The organism is Paraburkholderia sp. MM5482-R2, from assembly GCF_050436125.1.
GTDB lineage: Bacteria > Pseudomonadota > Gammaproteobacteria > Burkholderiales > Burkholderiaceae > Paraburkholderia > Paraburkholderia tuberum.
Window position 1 is genome coordinate 705,644 of record NZ_JBNDLP010000002.1, and the last position, 18,670, is coordinate 724,313.

The window sequence follows — 18,670 nt, forward strand, 5'->3', positions numbered from 1 at the left end:
CACAAATTCTTGTTCTCGATGGATTTGAGGTAGCCCTTATCAGACTTATCTGATTGCCGTGACGTGGGGGGCACCCAATAATCTTGGCCGCCTGTCATTGCGCGCCTTGCGCCGCAACTGCCAAGCGGCTGGTTCGTGATCCGATTACCAATGGATCAGGGGAATCCGGTGCAGACCTCTTCGCGCGATCGTTTGGCGTCTGTGCCTCATACTTGATGGACGGGATAGAGATGTTTGCGCTAGGCAAGCGATTGTGCAGCGAGGGTGTGGGTACGGCTTGGCTCGTGTTCGTCGGCTGCGGCAGTACGGTGCTGGACACCACAGGCGTGCTGCAGGGCACTGGCGCGTTGCAAATGTCGTTGGCGTTCGGTCTTGCGCTTGCTACCGGCAGCTATGCCTTCGGCAAGATTTCCGGCGCGCATTTCAATCCTGCCGTCACCATCGGCCTGACGATCGCGCAGCGCTTTCCCGTGCGTGATGTCTTGCCCTATATCGCTGCGCAAATCTGGGGCGCAATAGTCGCCGCGGCGCTTCTCGCCTACCTCGCCAGCGGCCGGCCAGGTTTCGAACTCTCCGCGAGTGAATTCGCGGCGAACGGCTTCGGCGCTCATTCGCCCGCCGACTATCCATTGCATGCGGCGCTCGTCGTGGAATGCGTGCTGTCGTTCGTGTTTGTCGGAGCGTGCCTGCTGGTCGTCGTTCGAAAAGAGGTGGCAACGATTGCGCCATTCATCACCGGCGCATGTCTGATGCTCGTCTACCTGGTGTCCATTCCGATCACCAATGGAGCGGTCAATCCCGCACGCTCGACCGCGCAGGCGCTGTTCGTCGGCAACTGGGCGCTGGATCAGTTGTGGCTGTTCTGGGCCGCGCCGTTGGCCGGAGCAATCGCGGCTGGCGTGCTGTTTTCGTTTCTGGACGGCGGAGCCGATTCGTCTTCGGTGTCGTTGGTGGATGGGCAGGGTGACGTTTCGTGAGCGAGGGGCGGTACTCACCACTTCCGGTCGATGCGGTGCTGACATTGGGGCTGCGGCGTTTGTTGCGGTGTCTTTGGCCGCGCTCGCCGCGCCACTCAATGACGCATTGGCTCGCGTTTTTCCTGCTGGCGGTTACGGATGCGGTCTGCATGGCCGGACCTGCCGGCGCTGCGTCACAGCCACCCGTAATTTCCGCAGTGGGAGCGGGTTCTTCCGCGTCGTCATCCATTGCATTTCCTGCCAGATTGACGGTCGGCATTCTCGAAGGAGGCTGGGCGCCGTTCGACATTCCGCTGGGCGGCCGGCTCGCCGGCGTCAGCGGCGACCTGTTGCGCGCGCTCGTGGGGCCGAACGTCGTCATCGAGACGAAGAGCTTTCCCGACATGGCCAGGCTGGTCGCCGCGGCTTGCGCCGGCGAGGTCGACCTGCTGACGAGCATAGCGCGCACGCCGGAGCGCGAGCGCTGCCTCAGCTTTACGGCTCCTTACTTCCACTCGTTCGCCTCGGCCGTCGTGCGTCGCGACGACGCCCGGCATGTGAACCCCGCCGACCTCGCTGGCGCGCGTATCGCGATCGAGCGCGGTTTTGCGCGTGAACGTTTGTTGCGCGCAGGTTTTCCTCGCGCGAGTATCGTCTCGTTCGCGAGCACGCACGAAGCGCTGAACGCGCTACTGCATGGCGATGCAGACGTCTACTTCGGCTTCACGCCGGTCGTGCAATACGAACTGGCGACCGACGCGTATCGCAATCTGCGCGTAGCGTTCGAGCAAGGCGGCAAAGCGTTCGACCTGCGCTTTGCCGTATCGCCTCGCCAGCCTGCTTTGCGCGATCAGCTGAACCGCGCGCTCGTGTCGATGAATCCCGCCGAGGCCGCCGCGATACGCGCGCGCTGGCTGTCCGGCAACTTCAACGCGGCGCCCGCGCCGCATGCACCACGCTTCATGTTGACGCCGGAAGAGAAGAACTGGCTGCGTTCGCTGCCGCCGTTGCAGGTCGGCTTCGACAACGACTGGGCGCCGTTCAGCTATGTTGATTCCGCAGGCCGCCCCGTCGGTCTGACCGCCGATTACCTCGCGTACCTGAGCGGCACGCTCGGTGTCGTGTTCAACCGCGCGCGCATGGCCGACTGGGCCGCCGCCGTCGAAGCGTTCCAGCGTGGCGACCTCGCGATGCTGTCCTCCACGTCGAGTCGCGCCGCGCTTCTGGTAGGCGCCGACCATAGCCGTGTGTACGAGAGCGATCCGCTGGTGATCGTCGGGCGCAGCGGCGCGCCGCCCCCGTGCTCGTTCGACGACATCACGTCGTGCCGCGTCGTGATGTCGCCGCACGTGGCCGGCTCGGTGCCGCTCGCGTTGGAAGCGGTGCCGGTCGATCACATCGTCGTCGCGGCGAGCCTGGGCGAGGCGCTGCGCATGGTCGCGAGCGGCGAGGCCGACGTGCTGGTCGGCAACGCTGCCGCGATCAACGTGCAACTGCGACAGCACTACGTCGGCGCGCTCAGGGTGCTCGACTCGCTCGGCGAATCCGACTCGTTGTATTTTGCTGTGCGCGAGGATCTGAGCCCGCTCGTCAAGCTGATCGATCGCGCGTTGCAGGCGATGCCGGCAGCCGAAAAGCAGCGCATCCGGCGCAAGTGGGTGAGTCCCGCCGCGCCGGACAACGCCGTATGGAGCGTGACTGCGGTGCGGCTGCTGCCGGTGCTGATCGGCATCGGCGTCGTGCTGCTGGTCACGTTGCGCGCGTACGTGCTGCTGCAACGCGAAGTCCGGCTACGCAAGCAGACCGAGCGCGAACTCGCACTGCAATTGAACTTCCAGGAAACGATGATGAAGACGGTGCCGTATCCGCTCATCGCGAAAGGCCTGGACGGACGGTACATCGCGATCAACGAGGCCTATGAGAAAGCGTGCGGGCTGGAGCGGAAGGACGTGCTCGGGCGCACGACGACCGAGGTCGGCACATGGGGCGACGCAAACAGCCGCGTGCTCGACGACATCACGGGCGAGATCCTGCGCGGCGGCGGCATCGCGAAAGTCGAACTCCAGTTCGAGGACGGCGCTGGCGAGACGCGGCATGGGATTTTCTGGACGAGCGTCTGCGAGGCCAGCGATGGGCAGCCGGCGTACGTGCTTGGCACGATGGTCGACATCACCGACATCCGGCGCGCTGAAATGCGCGCGAGCGAAACCGAACGGCGCCTGTTCGACGTCACGCGCTCGTTGCCCGCCGTCGTGTTCCAGTTGCGGCGCTCGCCGTCCGGCGCGTATTCCTTCCCGTACATCGGCGGCGACACGCGGCATCTGCTCGGCGAGGGTGATTGGCATGGGGGGGCACGAGTCGATTTCCAACGAGTGTCGGAGCTGGATCGGCCGCGCGTTCTCGCCGAGCTCGAGCGTTCCGCGAGCTGCGCCTCCCCAGTGCATATGGAGTTTCGCCTCGAAAACGCCGGTCAACTAAAGTGGGTGCGGGCCGAGCTGGTGCCGCGGCGAGAAGCCGATGGCAGCGTCGTTTGGAGCGGCTATTGGGTCGATGCGAGCGTCGAGCGCGCGCGTTCGGAGGAACTCGCGCGGGCACGCGATGTGGCCGAGGCGGCCTCGCGCGCGAAGGACGACTTCTTCGCGATGATGAGCCACGAAATCCGCACCCCGATGAACGGTGTGCTCGGTCTCGTCGAAGTGCTCGAGCGCACGCCGCTCAGTACCGATCAGAGCGAAATGCTCGGCATGATCCATGAGTCGGCGGGCGCGCTGCTGCAGATTCTCGATGATCTGCTCGATTATTCGAAGATCGAGGCGGGGCGGCTCACGCTCGAAGCCGAGCCGATCGATCTGCGCGAACTCGTCGATAACGCGGTCGGCCTGCTCGCGGGGCGCGCCCACGAAAAAGGGCTGAAAGTGCGCATCGACATCGCGACCGACGCCGCCGCGACGCTCCGCGGCGACAGCGTGCGTCTGCGCCAGATTCTGTTCAATCTGCTCGGCAATGCGATCAAGTTCACGCCGAAGGGCGAGGTGGGTGTTAGCGTGGCGGTCGTCCAGGATCGCGCGGACTCGCAGACGTTGGAGCTGACCGTTGAGGACACCGGCATCGGCATCGCGCCGGATGTGCAGGCGGGCCTGTTCGAGCCGTTCGTGCAGGCTGAGTCGTCCACCACGCGGCGCTTCGGCGGCACGGGCCTTGGACTGACGATCTGCCGCAAGCTGATCGACCTGATGAACGGGACGCTCGCGCTGCGCAGCGAACCGGGCCACGGCACGAGGATGACCGTGCGGCTGACGATGCCGATCGTCGAGCAGCGTTATTCGATCAACGGTCTGCGCGGCAAACGCGCCGTCATGATCACGCGAGATCCGCGCATCGGCCGCGCTCTCGCACACTTCGGCGAGGCGCTCGGGCTCGAACTGCGCAGCCTCCCGGCCGCTGCGGCGACGCAGGGCAAAAGCGACCTGCTGAGCCGCGCGGATCTGCTGTTCGTCGGCGAGGACGTCACGTTGCCCGTACAGATCGGCGCAAATGCGCGTGTCGTCACGCTGACCGAAAAGCCGATGCCGACGGGTTACCGCATCCTCGCCGACAAGGTGCGCGTGAGCATCAATCCGATTTCGTGGCGCGGCCTCGGCGCCGCATGCGCGGCCGCGATGACGGGCCTGTCGTCGATGTCGCCGATGGTACCGCGAGCGCCAGGCGTGCCGTTCTCGACCGATGGCGTCGCGCCGCCGCCGGATCGTGAACGCGCGATCGCGAGCGGGCGACTGATTCTTGTCGCGGAAGATCACCCAGTCAATCAGGAGTTGATCCGCCATCAACTCGCCCTGCTGGGGTTCGCGTGCGACGTCGCGAACGACGGCGCCGAAGCGCTTCTCGCGCTCGAGCGCACGAGCTATGGCTGCCTGATCACGGACTGTCACATGCCGAACCTGTCCGGTTACGAACTGACTCGCCGTATCCGCGAAGCGGAGGCACTGCGCGGCGGCGCGCAGCGTCTGCCGATACTCGGCATCACGGCCAACACCGCGCCTGACGACCTGAGGCTGTGCCGCGAAGCCGGCATGGACGACAGTCTGATCAAGCCGACTCGGCTCGCCACGTTGCGCGACTACCTGAGCCGCTGGTTTGGTACCGACACCGTTCGGCACCCCGCGCCGGCAGAAACATGCGGTCGCGAATCGTCTGCGCCGGCCGGCGAGCGGCAGATCACGCAGCGCGTCGGTGTCGAACCGTACGTGCCCATCGAACTAGCACACATGACGCAGTTATGGGGAAGCGAGTCGACGGTCAAGGCGTTGCTCGGTTCATTCATCTCGTCGATGCGCGAAGACTTCAACGTGCTTGCGACGTTACTCGAACGCGCGGACACGGGGCGGGTGCCCGAGTGGCTGCATCGGGTGATGGGGGCGGCCAGCGTGCTGCAGTATCAGCCACTCGTACACGCGCTCGAAGCCTATCGTCGCGACATTGTCGCGAAGTCGCCCGAGCAGTTGCGTAACGAGGGGCATGCGCTAATCCGCCAATGCGAGGCGATGCTCGATGGCATCGAACAGCAGGCCGCATTGCTCGCCTAGCGGGCGGCGGGCGCTGACCTCGCGCGAATACGCGGCCGATTCAAACGGCCGCGACCAAAATCGGGACGAAAAAAAACGCGGCCGAAGCCGCGTTAAAGATTTGGAGACATCCTTCGATGAAGGAGTCACTTCTCGCAAATCGAAGCATACCAGGAACAGCGTCATTTATTCATTACAAATCGCGCAATTGACTTTTCGATTAAATCGATTAAAACGATTTCGCACTACGTTTTTGCCGGTATTTTAGGCATATCGTGACGAATGCCTGTGCGCATTGCGCACCTTGCCGATCAGGCCTTCGGTTTTAATCACAGTCCGGTTCGAATCAAAGCGGCCCGCGCAAGCCACCATCCCAACCTCACCGGCTCCAAATGATTTGCACTAGTATGTGGAAGCTCCGCACGGCCGACACGGGTGCCGCGGCGGCGCGTCAATGTCCGGAGAAGACCATGATTTCGCTGCGAAAATTGAATCTGGCCGTGGTGATATGGGCGCTTGCGTCGGGCGCTGCGTTCGCGGATACGGTTGCGCTGAAGGCGAATCTCCAGCCGTCGAGCGAAGTGCCGCCGCGCGTGAGTCACGGGCACGGCATGCTGAATGCGACCTTCGACACGTCCACCCAATCGCTGCAGTGGACTGCTACTTACGAAGGCTTGAGCAGTCCGGTCACCGCCGCGAATTTCCACGGTCCCGCGCCGGTTGGCCAGAACGCGAAGGTCCAGGTGCCGATCGAGAAGAATGGCCTCGCGAGTCCGATCAAAGGCACGGCGAAGCTGACCGAGCAGCAGGTCACGGATCTGATGGCGGGGCAGTGGTACTTCAATGTTCATACCGCGCAGAATCCGACGGGCGAAATTCGCGGGCAGGTGTTGCCGGCGAACTAGGCGTGGGCCTCGCGTGGGCCGAGCGCGCGTGCCGCGGCCAAAAGCAGCTTCACACCGTTAGAACCCGCCGACCAACGGCGTCCCCGCCACCGCCCGTACCATGACGGGACTTCAACGAAGGAGCATGTCCCGATGAGCTGGCAAAGCGCACTCGCTTGCTGGTATTTGCGCAGGCAGTTCCGGCCCGAAACCCTCAAACCGTCGATCAACGTCGAGCGGGCGCGCGCGCTGACCTCGAAGCGGGTGTGGTCGCCACGCGTGCCGCGCGGCTGGCATCTTCGCGAAACGTATGGCGCGGGCGAGGCGCCGCTCGTCGGCGAATGGCTGGAACGCGTGGACGGTGGCACGGCCGGCGGCGCGGAGCCGACGGTGCTGTATTGCCACGGCGGAGGCTACTACTTCTGCTCGCCGCGCACGCATCGGTCGCTAACGTTCGCTCTCGCTACCCGCGCAGACGCGCGGCTCTTCTCCCTCGACTACCGCCTCGCGCCCGAGCATCGCTTTCCGGCCGCGCTTGAGGACGCCACCGCCGCCTATCGACAGCTGCTCGCGATGGGCATCGCACCGAGCTCGATCGTGGTCGCCGGCGACTCGGCCGGCGGGGGCCTCGCGCTCGCCACGCTGGTCGCGCTGCGCGACGCCGGCGCACCGATGCCCGCTGGCGGCCTGCTGTTCTCGCCGTGGACCGATCTGGCGACGACCGGCGCGAGCCTGCGCACCAACGACAGCGTCGATCCGATGTTCTGTGGCGCCTCGATCGAGCGCGCGGCCAAGGTCTATCTCGGCGACGCGCCGGCCACGCATCCGTACGCGTCGCCGGTCTACGCGGACCTGCGCGGTCTGCCGCCGTTGTTCTTGCAGGCGGGCAGCACCGAGGTGCTGCTCGACGACGCGCGCCGCGTCGCCGACAACGCGCACGCGGCAGGAGTCGATTGCGAATGCGAGGTGTGGAAAAACCTGCCGCACGTGTGGCCGATGTTCGCGCCGTTCATGCCGGAGGCGAACCGCGCGCTCGATCGCGCGGCCGCGTTCGTGCGACGCGCGACGAGCCGCGCCGCGAACAGGGCTCAGGCGTCGAGCGTGACGTCGAGCGTCCGATAGACGGCTTCGATCGTTTGCTGGCCGTATTGCCGCTCGAGCCGCCGCACGGTGAAGTGCCCGTGCGCGACCTGCTGGAAGTGATCGATAAACACGGTGTTGACCATCGCGCCGAGCACCGCGCCGATCGCGGGAATCGATTTGGCAGCGATCTGTTCGCTGACCTGCACCGAAAAGCGCGCGGCGATCGCGTTGAGCAGCCGCAGCAGCGCCGCCGAGCCGTGGGTCGTGAAGCCCTTGCTGGCCACCTCGGACGACGCCTTCGACACCGCCTGCGCTAGCGCGCCGCGCATGAAGAAGTAGCCGAGGTCGGCGTCGTCGTCCTCGCTCGATGTACCACCCATGCCGAGCACGGTCAGGCATTGCAGCTGCGTGTCGACCGAGGTCAGGTCCTCGCCCTCGCTGCGCGCGATGTCGCAGATCGAGCGGAACATCAGCGTAGTCGTGACCGGCAGCTCGACTGGCAGCGCGATCAATCCAAACGCGCCGCCGGCCGCGCCGGTGGTCGCGACCGCGAACTTGTGCAGCAGGTTGTTCGGCTTGTCGGGCGCGAGAAGCCTGGCGTCGTCGCGCCGGCCGAGCGTGCGTAGCGCGATCGACAGACATTTGCGCAACGCGGCCTGCGTCGCATCGGACACTTTTTGGTTGGCGAACGCCGGGATGCGCGATAGCAGCTTCTCGATCGGCGCGCCGACTACGCTCGCGAGCTTCATCGTGAGCGCGGGGCTTTCGAGCTGGTGTTTCGCGCGCCGCAGCGCGGCGAGATCCTGCTCCGATAAGGATGGTGCTGCGAGCGAACTCGGCTGCATGGGCCTCCCTGGCATGTCGTGTCCTGGATACTTCAAGGTCAGTCTACCGCGTTGCAAGACGCGTTCCGGTCCCGGTTGGAGCGTCGCATCGTGGTATGATCCCCAATCTTTTGACACGTCAACTTTTGCTCCATCAAAAATGGCTGTCCATACCGCCGCTCACCATTCGAGTGGGCAAGTCTTACCGTTCCGCGAATCCCTGCTGGCCATGCTCGGCATCTCGTTCGTCACGATGCTGGTCGCGCTCGACCAGACCGTGGTCGGCACCGCGCTGCCCACCATCGTGTCCGAACTCCGAGGCTTCGAGTTGTACGCATGGGTCGCAACCTCGTATCTGCTGACCTCGGTGATCACCGTGCCGATTTTCGGGCGGCTTGGTGATTATTACGGGCGCAAGCCGTTCGTGATTGCATCGATCGTCGTGTTTACCGGCGCCTCGGTGCTGTGCGGCGCGGCCAACAGCATGCTGTTTCTCGTGCTCGCGCGCGGGTTGCAGGGCATTGGCGGCGGCATGCTCGTCGGCACCGCGTTCGCATGCATTCCCGATCTGTTCCCCGATTCCGTCGTGCGGCTGCGCTGGCAGGTGCTGATGAGTTCGGCGTTCGGCATCGCCAATGCGGTCGGCCCGTCGCTCGGCGGTTTTCTCACGCAGTACTACGGCTGGCGCTCGGTGTTCTATGTGAATTTGCCGGTCGGGCTGCTGTCGCTGTTTTTCGTCTGGCGTTTCCTGCCGCATCTGCGGCACGTCGAACATACCGGTAAAATGCGGCTCGACTGGCCCGGCGCGCTGCTGATCGCGATCGCGCTCGGCTCACTGCAGCTGTCCGTCGAATTGCTGCCGAAGCACGGCATCACGCTGAGTGCGTTCGCGCTGCTCGGGCTCGCCGTCGCGTCGGCCGTCACGCTGTGGAAATGGGAAAAGCGCTGCCCGACCGCGATCCTGCCCGTCGACATGTTCCGCAACCGCAGTCTGGCGGCGCTGTTCACGCTGGCCGTGCTCGGCGGCTTCACGATGTTCTCGCTGCTGTTCTACGCACCGCTGCTATTCCAGGGCGGCTTCGGCATGTCGCCGAAAGAGGCGGGCCTCGTGATCACGCCGCTCGTCGTGTTCATCACGATCGGCAGTATCGCGAACGGGCGCGTCGTGTCGCGGGTGAAGAATCCGAACCTGATGCTGTACATCGGCTTTGCGATGGTCGCGCTGTCATGCCTTGGCATCGTCGTCGCGACCCGTTCGATGCAGCAATGGGTGCTGATGTCGTTCATGGTCGTCGGCGGCCTCGGGCTCGGCTTCGTGATGCCGAACCTGACGATCTTCGCGCAGCAGACCGCGGGCCGCGAACACCTCGGCATCGCGACCGCGCTGCTGCAGTCGCTGCGGATGATCGGTGGCATGATCGGCACGGCGCTGACCGGCACGCTCGTGACCCACATGTACAAGAGCGGCGTGCGCAATGCGCTCGAAGGCGCGGGCGCGTCGCACTGGTTCGCCGATCTCGGCGATCCGCAGATCCTGATCAACCGCGATGCGCAGACCACGCTCGTCGACCAGTTGACCCACGCTGGCCACAACGGCGCGATGTTGCTCGAAAGTGCGCGCGAGGCGCTGGTCGGGGCGATTCATCTGGGTCTCGCGATGGCCGCGGTGATCGCCGTCGTGTCGGTGTGGCAAACCCGCCGCGTGCCGCCGATCAAGCTGCAGCGCAAGCTCGAGCCGGTGATTCACGCAGACTGATTTTTGAACTTGGTGTTGGACAGGCAGATTATGGAAGAACAGGACCGCGTCGCCGTCATGCAGCAATTTGGTCGCACGTATCGGGCGTTCATGTCGGCATTCGAGGCCCAGGTGGGGCATCCGTTGCCACGCTGGCGCATTCTGCTCGCGCTGCGCGAGCAGGCCGGCGAGTCGTCGCAGAAGCGGCTCGTCGAGCGGTTGCGCGTCGATCCTGGCGCGCTCACGCGACAGCTGAAGGCGCTCGAAGGGTTGGGCTGGATCGCGCGCAGCATGGATACGCGCGATAACCGCGTGACCAACGTGCGCCTGACCGAAGCGGGCCACGCCGCGACCGAAGCGAGCCTGCCGCGTCGCAACGCGTTCTTGCACGACACGATGGCCGGGTTGCCGGATGAGGCGCTCGCGGCGTTGTCGAGCGCGCTGAAAATGTTGGAGACGCGCATCGGCGAGGTGACGGCCAACGCCAGCGCCGCGACCGTGGCCGCCGCGCCGCAGGAGAGCGCCGGCGACGAGGCGGCGCAGCGCATGTGATTTTTAGTCCGCGCGTGGCGATAAAAAAGGCTGTGAGCCCAGGGGCGCACAGCCTTTTTCTTTAGCGGAACAGATCGCGCTTGAGTCAGCGCGGCGTGGTCCGATCAGAAGAACGTCTCGATCACTTCCTTCACGCGATACTGCGGATCGACGACCAGCACCTGCTTCCACTTGTCGAACGTCAGGCACGGATGCGAGATGTCGAACGCGATCATGTCGCCCACTTTCAGATCGGCGCCGGCGGGAATCCGCAGATACGCGTGCTGATCCATCAGGCCGAAGATTTCCCAGCCCTCGCTCGCGGCGATGTCGCGCGGCGCTTGCCGGCCCGGGCGATAGTGGCGCGCCGGCTCCGGCATGCCTGCGTCGAACGCGGAGTCGCGTTTGCCGAGGCCGATGATCGCGCGATCCGGCTCGGGAATGGACTGCACGTACGCCCACAATTGCAGCGCCGGCAGCAACCCTTCGCCCATTTTCTTCGCGACCGGATTGCGCTTGAAGATGTCGGTCTGCGCCTTGCGATAGATGCCGACGTCATGCGTCAGGTAGCAGCCGGGACGCAGCACGACCTCGACCTTGCCGGATTGCGTCGCCTGCGCGAACTCTTCGGCGACCACGTCGTACCACGCCGATCCCGCGCCCGATAGCACCGCCGGCGAGCGCGCGAAACGCCCCTGCTCGACAAGTTCGCGAGTGACCGCAACCGCGCCTTGCAGGAACGCGCGCACTTCGGGTTCTTCCTTCAGCACGCCTTCGTACAGTTCGACCCCCGCGAGCTTCAGCACGTCCGGATAGCGCGCGATCGCGTCGAGCACCGCGTTGCGCTGCGCTTCGTCGCGCACGCCGGTGCGTCCACCCGGCACGCCGAGTTCGAGCAGCACCTGCAGCGGCTTCTTCACCGAGGTGAAGAATTCGCCGAGTTGCTCGACGCCTTCAGCCGAATCGACGAGGCAGAAGAATTCGAAATCCGGATCGCTGAGCAATTCGGCGATCATCATCATGTTGTGACGGCCGACCAGCTGATTCGCCATCAGGATGCGCGAGACGCCGCCGTGGTACGCCGCGCGCACCTGATGAGCAGTGGCGAGCGTGATGCCCCACGCACCGGCTTCGAGCTGACGGCGAAACAGTTGTGGCGCCATCGTGGTCTTACCGTGAGGCGCGAGCTTGACGCCGTATTCGGCAACGAACGCCTGCATCCACTTCAGGTTGTGCTCGACGCGATCCTCGTACAGTACGGCAGCCGGCAGGCTGACGTCCTCGGCGAGCAGGTTCCACTCGAGGCGCGCGGCGTCCTTCAGCTGGACGCTCGTGCCCGGAACCATGCCCAAGCCCTTGCTATAAGGATCAATCGTCGCGCCCTGATAGTTTGTAACTTTCATGTCTCCGTGCTCCATCGTCCGGGTAAATTGAGTCAGATTTGACTTTACCATGTTATCGAAAGTACGATGTCTGAACGAATGTTATTTAGTACCATGGGTTTCGAAGGCCGCCGGAAAGGGCCGCGAAAGCCGTGCCGCGAACCCCACCGCCTGCCATGAACCGTAGCGCCGAACCGCTCGCTTTCGACATCGTCGCGCGCATTGCCGAGTGCGCGCCGGAGTTGCGCTCGGCCGAACGCAAGGTCGCCGCGCTGATCCTCGACGATCTGACCGGCGCGTCGCGCGCGAGCATCGGCGCGCTGGCACAGCAGGCCGAGGTCAGCATCGCGACCGTCACGCGCTTCGCTAAGGCGGTCGGCTGCCGCGACGTGCGCGAACTCAAGCTGCGGCTCGCGCAGGCGGCGGCGGTCGGTCAGCGGTTTCTCGAGCGCGAGACCGCAAGCGACGCACCCGAGCCGATCGCCACGCGCGTCTTCGACGAGTTGCAAACGGCGCTCGCGCACAATCATCAACTGCTGCGCCAGGCGCCGCTCGCCGAAGCGGCGGCCGCGCTGCGCGATGCGCGCATGATCTACGTGTTCGGCATGGGCGGCGGCTCGACCGCGCTCGCTGACGAAATGCGTTTCAGGCTCGTGCGCCTCGGCCGCCCGGTCGCGACCTATCAGGACGGGCTGTTGCAGCGCATGGTGGCGAGCACGGTGTCGCGCGAGTGCGTCGTGATCGCGCTGTCCACCACGGGGCGCGTGCCCGAGATGGTCGAGAACTGCAAGATCGCGCGCAGCTACGGTGCGACGGTGGTCGCGCTGACGGCGCCCGCGTCGCCGCTGGCGAAGCTCGCCAACTGGCTGATCCCGATCGTCGCGTTCGAAACCGATTTCATTTACAAGCCGTCGTCGTCCCGTTACGCGATGATGATGGCGCTCGATGTGCTCGTCACCGAACTTGCCGTCAGTCAGGGCGACGAAAGCCGCGAATTGCTGCGCCGCATGAAGCACGCGCTCGACGCGCACCGCGGCGGCGGCGATCGACAACCGTTAGGAGACTGATCCATGCATTCGCATCCCGAAGCCGCCGACACGCTGATCGTCGGCGCGCAACTGTACGACGGCACGGGCGCGCCGCCCGTCGAGCGCGACGTGGCGATCCGCGACGGGCGCATCGTCGCGATCGGCAATCTGTCGAACTGGCTCGCCGAAGAGGTGATCGAGGCCGAGGGGCGCGCGCTCGCGCCGGGCTTTATCGACGTGCACACGCACGACGACACGCATGTGATCCGCTCGCCGCAGATGCTGCCGAAGATCACCCAGGGCGTGACGACGGTGATCGTCGGCAATTGCGGGATCAGCGCGTCGCCGGTATCGCTGAAGGGCGATCCGCCCGATCCGATGAACCTGCTCGGCGAGCGCGACGCGTTCCAGTACCCGACCTTCGCCGACTATGTGAACGCGGTCAACGCCGCGCGGCCGGCGGTGAACGTCGGCGCGCTGATCGGCCACACGGCGTTGCGCAACAACCAGATGGACCGGCTCGATCGCGCGGCGACTGCCGAGGAAATCGAGCGCATGTGCGCGCAGCTCGAGGAAGCGCTCGCGCACGGCGCGCTCGGTCTCAGCTCGGGGCTCGCATACGGTTCGGCGTTCGCCGCGCCGACCGAGGAAGTGATGGCGCTCGCCGAGCCGCTCGCGGCCGCGGGCGCGCTGTACACGACCCATATGCGCACCGAGTTCGACGCGATTCTCGACGCGATGGACGAGGCCTACCGCGTCGGTCGTCATGCGCGTGTGCCGGTCGTGATCTCGCATCTGAAGTGCGCGGGGCCGTCGAACTGGGGGCGCAGCGTCGAGGTGCTGAAGTCGCTCGAAGGCGCGCGCGGCGGGCAGCCGGTCGGTTGCGACTGCTATCCGTACAACCGCAGCTCGTCGACGCTCGATCTGAAGCAGGTGACAGGCGACATCGACATCACGATCACGTGGTCCGAGCCGCATCCGGAAATGGCGGGCAAGCTGATCAAGGAAGTCGCGGCCGAATGGGGCGTCTCGCAGCAGGAGGCGGGCAAGCGCCTGCAGCCGGCCGGCGCGGTCTATCACAACATGTCCGAAGACGACGTGCGGCGCATCCTGTCGCATCCGGCGACGATGGTCGGTTCCGACGGCCTGCCGAACGATCCGCTGCCGCATCCGCGGCTGTGGGGCGCGTTTCCGCGCGTGCTCGGTCACTATGCGCGCGATGCCGCTTTGCTGCCGCTCGAGGAAGCGGTGCGCAAGATGACGAGCCTGTCCGCGCGCCGCTTCGGACTCGCGCAACGCGGCGAAGTGCATATCGGCTATCACGCCGACCTCGTGCTGTTCGATCCGGCGAAAGTGCATGACGTGGCGACGTTCGACAAGCCCCAGCAGCCCGCTGCCGGCATCGATGCGGTGTGGGTCAACGGCGTGCTGTCGTATCGCGATGGCGCGGTGACGGGCGAGCGGGCTGGCCGGTTCGTCACGCGCGGCGCGCCGTCGAAGGGCGATGCGCAGGGCGCGTTCTGATTTTTTATCGATTGATGGCGGCACGCGCGGCGAGGGCGCCGCGCGTGCCCGACTTTTTAAGGAGTGTGACGATGAAGCGATATGGCGTGGAAGGCGGAAAGGGAACGGGCGGTCAGGTGATGCCGTTCGCGCGCGCGGTCGAGGCGGACGGCTGGCTGTTCGTGTCGGGCCAGACGCCGATGGAAAACGGCGAAGTGATCAACGGCGGCATCGTCGAGCAATCGCACAAGGCGATCCAGAACGTGTTCGCAATCCTGAAGGAAGCGGGCTATGGCGCCGAGCACGTCGTGCGTTGCGGCGTGTGGCTCGACGATCCGCGCGACTTCGCGTCGTTCAACAAGGTGTTTCGCGAGTATTTTGGCGAGAATCCGCCTGCGCGCGCGTGCGTGGTGTCGTCGATGGTGATCGACTGCAAGGTCGAGGTGGATTGCGTCGCTTATAAGAAGCCGGCGGCCTGATCGCTTTGATGGCTTTCATGTGACGAGGGCGCCGCAGGTCGTGATGGCCTGCGGCGCCCTCGTCGCGTTTACCGCTGTTTTTTTGTGTTGGAGTTACTGCCGCGCGAGCCGCATGTTGTCCGGCATCGGCAGGTTGTAGTTGGTGCGGAACGGGTTGATGTCGAGCCCGCCGCGGCGCGTGTAGCGCGCATACACGGCGAGCTTCAGCGGTTTGCACATCTTCATGATGTCGACGAAGATTCGCTCGACGCATTGCTCATGAAACCCGGTGTGATTGCGGTACGAGATGATGTATCGCAACAGGCCCGCGTGATCGATCTGCGGGCCCGTGTAGTGGATCTGCACGCTGCCCCAGTCCGGTTGACCGGTCACCGGGCAGTTCGACTTCAGCAGGTTCGAGAACAGCGTTTCCTCGACCGGCGCTTCGTCGCGCGCCGCGCTCAAAAGTGACGCGTCCGGCTGATAGACGCTCGCCTCGAGTTCGAGCCGGTCGAGCGACAGACCGGCGAATTCTTCCATTTTCAGCTTGCCGAATTCGTGCGGTGTGCTCAGATGTACCGACACGGTCGCGCCGCACGACGCGGACACGTCGCGCCTGATCGTGTCGCGCACGCTCTCGGCCGAGTCGAACGCGGTCTGCGCGAACGAGCCGAGATACAGCTTGAACGATTTCGACTCGACGATGTTCGGCGAGTCGGCCGGCACGAAGAACGTCGCGACGGCGATCTGCGGCTTGCCGCGCGCGTTCAGCCACGACAGCTCGTAGGCGTTCCAGATGTCGGTGCCGAAAAACGGCAGTCGCGCGGTAATGCCGATCGCCTCGCGCGCATGGCTGCGCGCAATCGGAAATAGCAGCGTCGGATCGTATTGTTCGGTGTAAGTCGAGGACTTGCCGAGCGGGGATTGTTCGGGTGTCATGATGCGTTCACGATGCCACTCAGCACGTGCCCGGTCGCCGTTACGACGCGGGCCGATTCGCAGTGGCCGATCTGGTCGTCGAAGAAAAAGTCGGGCTCGAACTCGCGCAGAAATGCGCTTTTGTCGAGGCCGCCGAGGAACATCGCTTCGTCGATTTCGATGTTCCATGCCATCAGGGTGCGGATCGCGCGCTCATGCGCGGGAGCCGAGCGCGCCGTCACCAGCGCCGTGCGAATGCGCATCGGCGCGGCCGCGTCCGCGAGTTTTTGCAGTCGGTGGAGTGCTTCGAGCAGCGGCTTGAGCGGACCGTCCGCGAGTGGCAGATGCTTGTTGTCGATCTCGTGACCGACGAACGCGCGCAGGCCGTCTTGCTGGAAGATGCGTTCCGCTTCGTCGGAAAACAAGACCGCGTCGCCGTCGAACGCAATACGGATTTCGTCGGGGTATTTGCTCGCCATTTTCGCCGATTCCGGCAACACGCGTGCGGCTGGGAAGCCAGCGGCGAGCGCATCGCGCACGTCGTGCTGATTCGCCGACAAAAACAGCGAAGCGTTCAGCGGCTTCAGATAACCGAACGGCGCGCGGCCGCGCGTGAACACGCCGCGCTCGATCGCGAGCCCGTGTTCGCGGCAGGAATGAAACGCGCGCAGACCGCTGATCGGATCGCTGCGCGACAGGATCACCACTTCGACGCGATGACCGCCGGCGTTCAGCGCAAGCAGCTTGCGGATCAGCGGAAACGCCACGCCCGGTTTCGCGGGCACGTTCAGACGCTCGCGCTGCAATGCTTCGTAAGCCTTCAGGTCGCCGGCCTCGTAGACACGGTTCTCTTCCTCGAAGTCGAACAGTGCGCGCGACGAGATTGCGACCACCAGTTTGTCGACGAGCGAAAGCGCCATCGTTGCGTTCCGGTTCGAAGAGATCAGGCGAGGAAGAGACGATAGACCGGATTCTTCGTCTCTTCCCAGCACGGATAGCCGAGCGTTTCGATGAAGCGCTCGAACGCCGCGTGGTCGCTCCCGGGCACCTGAATGCCGACCAGAATCGAGCTGTAGTCCGCGCCCTGGTTGCGGTAGTGGAACAGGCTGATGTTCCAGTTCGGCGCCATCGACGACAGGAATTTCATCAGCGCGCCCGGGCGTTCGGGAAACTCGAAGCGAAACAGTCGTTCGTCGCGCGCGAGCGGCGAGCGGCCGCCGACCATGTAGCGGATGTGCTGCTTCGACAGTTCGTCGAAGGTCAGGTCGACGGTGGCGAAGCCGTGCGCTTCGAAGGCGCCGGCGATCTGCGCCGATTCGCTGCGATTGCGGATCTGCACGCCAACGAAAATATGCGCCGAGTTCGCGTCGGCGATCCGGTAGTTGAACTCGGTGACGCTGCGCGTGCCGAGCAGCTCGCAGAAGCGCCTGAAGCTGCCGCGCTCTTCGGGGATCGTCACCGCGAAGACCGCTTCGCGCGCTTCACCCACTTCCGCGCGTTCGGCGACGAAGCGCATGCGGTCGAAGTTCATGTTCGCGCCCGACGTGATCGCGATCAGCGTCTGGTTCTCGATGCCTTCCCGTTCGGCATACTGCTTGGCGCCGGCCACCGCGAGCGAGCCCGCCGGTTCGAGCACGCTGCGCGTGTCCTGGAACACGTCCTTGATCGCGGCGCACAGCGCATCGGTGTTCACGAGCAGCACTTCGTCGAGATATTCGCGGCACAGACGGAAGGTTTCTTCGCCGACGAGCTTCACCGCGGTGCCGTCGGAGAACAGGCCCACTTCGTTCAGCGTCACACGCTCGCCCGCCTGCAACGACGCGGCCATCGCGCACGAATCGTCGGTCTGCACGCCGATCACCTTGATCTCGGGGCGTACCGATTTCACGTATGCGGCGACACCGGCCGCGAGACCGCCGCCGCCGATCGGCACGAAGATCGCGTGAATCGGCCCCTGGTGCTGGCTGAGGATTTCCATCGCGACGGTGCCCTGGCCGGCGATCACGTACGGATCGTCGAACGGATGCACGAAGGTCAGGCCGCGCTCTTCCTGCAGCTTGACCGCGTGACCGTAGGCGTCGCTATACGACTCACCGAACTGCACGATCTCGACGGTCGGCCCGCCATGCGTGCGGATCGCGTCGACCTTGAGTTGCGGCGTCGTCACCGGCACGACGATGATCGCCTTCACGCCCATGCGTGCCGCCGATAACGCCACGCCCTGCGCATGATTGCCCGCCGACGCGGTGATCACGCCGCGACTGAGCGCCTCGGCCGGAATATGCGCCATCTTGTTGTATGCGCCGCGCAGCTTGAACGAGAACACCGGCTGGTTGTCCTCGCGCTTCAGATAGACCGGGTTGCACAGCCGCGCCGACAGGTTCGGCGCGCGTTCGAGTTCGGTCTCGCGCGCCACGTCGTAGACGCGCGCGGTCAGGGTCTTTTTCAGGTAGTCGTGGGAAGCCATGCGGGTGGCGCGGTGCGCTGTGTAAGACGGGAAAACGTCAATGATAGCGCCAACGGTGCCCGCTCTGGCCGTTCCGGGTGCTCCGCGGACGGGTGCCGTGCACTGAACCGGGCCGTATCGGAATCGCGCGATCGAAGCTCACCCAACCGTCCGGCCGGTCAATGGACGGTATGCGAAAACGCCGCCGGATTCATCGCCAAAACCTCCGAACCCCCGCCGCCGCCCGATTCCCACCGTCAACGCGTGGCGGAATGATGCGGTAGAATTTCGTTTTGGAATAAGGATCGGAAGATGCACTGGCAGCCTCGGATCGCCCATTTAATGCCCGTCCCGCGCGAA

14 protein-coding genes are annotated in these 18,670 nt (G+C 65.0%); 9 read left to right on the forward strand and 5 right to left on the reverse strand.

Annotated elements, in window-relative coordinates:
• Positions 1-230: 230 nt before the first annotated feature.
• From aqpZ to OKW37_RS06355, 4 genes are all read left to right on the forward strand, one after another.
• On the forward strand, positions 231-977 hold the full coding sequence (gene aqpZ / locus OKW37_RS06340) for an aquaporin Z (protein WP_184062454.1): 747 nt from the start codon (positions 231-233) through the stop codon (positions 975-977).
• Positions 978-1,075: 98 nt separating this feature from the next.
• On the forward strand, positions 1,076-5,539 hold the full coding sequence (locus OKW37_RS06345) for an ATP-binding protein (protein ID WP_429407474.1): 4,464 nt from the start codon (positions 1,076-1,078) through the stop codon (positions 5,537-5,539).
• 449 nt (positions 5,540-5,988) lie between these two features.
• Positions 5,989-6,423, forward strand: a complete 435-nt coding sequence (locus tag OKW37_RS06350; RefSeq protein ID WP_429407472.1) for a CHRD domain-containing protein — start codon at positions 5,989-5,991, stop codon at positions 6,421-6,423.
• Between the two features lie 132 nt (positions 6,424-6,555).
• Positions 6,556-7,524 (forward strand): alpha/beta hydrolase, encoded by a 969-nt coding sequence (locus OKW37_RS06355; RefSeq protein ID WP_429407470.1) that lies wholly within the window; start codon positions 6,556-6,558, stop codon positions 7,522-7,524.
• Here OKW37_RS06355 and OKW37_RS06360 read toward each other — a convergent pair.
• Positions 7,491-8,330 carry an EcsC family protein gene (locus OKW37_RS06360; RefSeq protein WP_184062449.1) on the reverse strand — a complete coding sequence of 280 codons (840 nt, stop codon included), beginning with the start codon at positions 8,328-8,330 and terminating at the stop codon, positions 7,491-7,493. The genes OKW37_RS06355 and OKW37_RS06360 overlap by 34 nt on opposite strands.
• A 139-nt stretch (positions 8,331-8,469) precedes the next feature.
• Between OKW37_RS06360 and OKW37_RS06365 the strand changes: the two genes are divergently transcribed.
• Together OKW37_RS06365 and OKW37_RS06370 are read left to right on the forward strand one after the other, a co-directional pair.
• A complete protein-coding gene (locus OKW37_RS06365; RefSeq protein ID WP_429407468.1) occupies positions 8,470-10,065 on the forward strand; it encodes an MDR family MFS transporter in 1,596 nt (531 codons plus the stop codon).
• A 30-nt stretch (positions 10,066-10,095) separates the two neighbouring features.
• Positions 10,096-10,596, forward strand: a complete 501-nt coding sequence (locus OKW37_RS06370; protein ID WP_429408479.1) for a MarR family winged helix-turn-helix transcriptional regulator — start codon at positions 10,096-10,098, stop codon at positions 10,594-10,596.
• A gap of 104 nt (positions 10,597-10,700) precedes the next feature.
• On the opposite strand, the gene OKW37_RS06375 is transcribed toward OKW37_RS06370, so the two are convergent.
• Entirely contained in the window at positions 10,701-11,978 is a 1,278-nt protein-coding gene (locus OKW37_RS06375) for an amino acid deaminase (RefSeq protein ID WP_429407466.1), read from the reverse strand.
• A 155-nt stretch (positions 11,979-12,133) separates the two neighbouring features.
• On the opposite strand from OKW37_RS06375, the gene OKW37_RS06380 reads away from it, so the two are divergent.
• The 3 genes from OKW37_RS06380 to OKW37_RS06390 all read left to right on the forward strand — a co-directional run bounded on the left by OKW37_RS06380 (position 12,134) and on the right by OKW37_RS06390 (position 14,967).
• A complete protein-coding gene (locus OKW37_RS06380) occupies positions 12,134-13,024 on the forward strand; it encodes a MurR/RpiR family transcriptional regulator (RefSeq protein WP_429407464.1) in 891 nt (296 codons plus the stop codon).
• Between the two features lie 3 nt (positions 13,025-13,027).
• Positions 13,028-14,509 carry an N-acyl-D-amino-acid deacylase family protein gene (locus OKW37_RS06385; RefSeq protein ID WP_184053838.1) on the forward strand — a complete coding sequence of 494 codons (1,482 nt, stop codon included), beginning with the start codon at positions 13,028-13,030 and terminating at the stop codon, positions 14,507-14,509.
• Positions 14,510-14,580: 71 nt separating this feature from the next.
• Positions 14,581-14,967 carry a RidA family protein gene (locus tag OKW37_RS06390; RefSeq protein WP_008923846.1) on the forward strand — a complete coding sequence of 129 codons (387 nt, stop codon included), beginning with the start codon at positions 14,581-14,583 and terminating at the stop codon, positions 14,965-14,967.
• Between the two features lie 93 nt (positions 14,968-15,060).
• Here OKW37_RS06390 and queF read toward each other — a convergent pair whose 3' ends face one another.
• From queF to ilvA, 3 genes are read right to left on the reverse strand one after another with little or no spacing between them, the layout of a single operon-like run.
• Positions 15,061-15,885 carry an NADPH-dependent 7-cyano-7-deazaguanine reductase QueF gene (gene queF, locus OKW37_RS06395; RefSeq protein WP_429407462.1) on the reverse strand — a complete coding sequence of 275 codons (825 nt, stop codon included), beginning with the start codon at positions 15,883-15,885 and terminating at the stop codon, positions 15,061-15,063.
• The gene (locus tag OKW37_RS06400; protein WP_184062437.1) at positions 15,882-16,784 is read right to left on the reverse strand and encodes a 5'-nucleotidase; all 903 of its coding nucleotides are present in this window, start codon (positions 16,782-16,784) and stop codon (positions 15,882-15,884) included. Before OKW37_RS06400 ends, queF begins: the two co-directional genes overlap by 4 nt.
• 23 nt (positions 16,785-16,807) lie before the next feature.
• Positions 16,808-18,373, reverse strand: a complete 1,566-nt coding sequence (gene ilvA, locus OKW37_RS06405) for a threonine ammonia-lyase, biosynthetic (protein ID WP_429357159.1) — start codon at positions 18,371-18,373, stop codon at positions 16,808-16,810.
• Between the last annotated feature and the right edge of the window lie 297 nt (positions 18,374-18,670).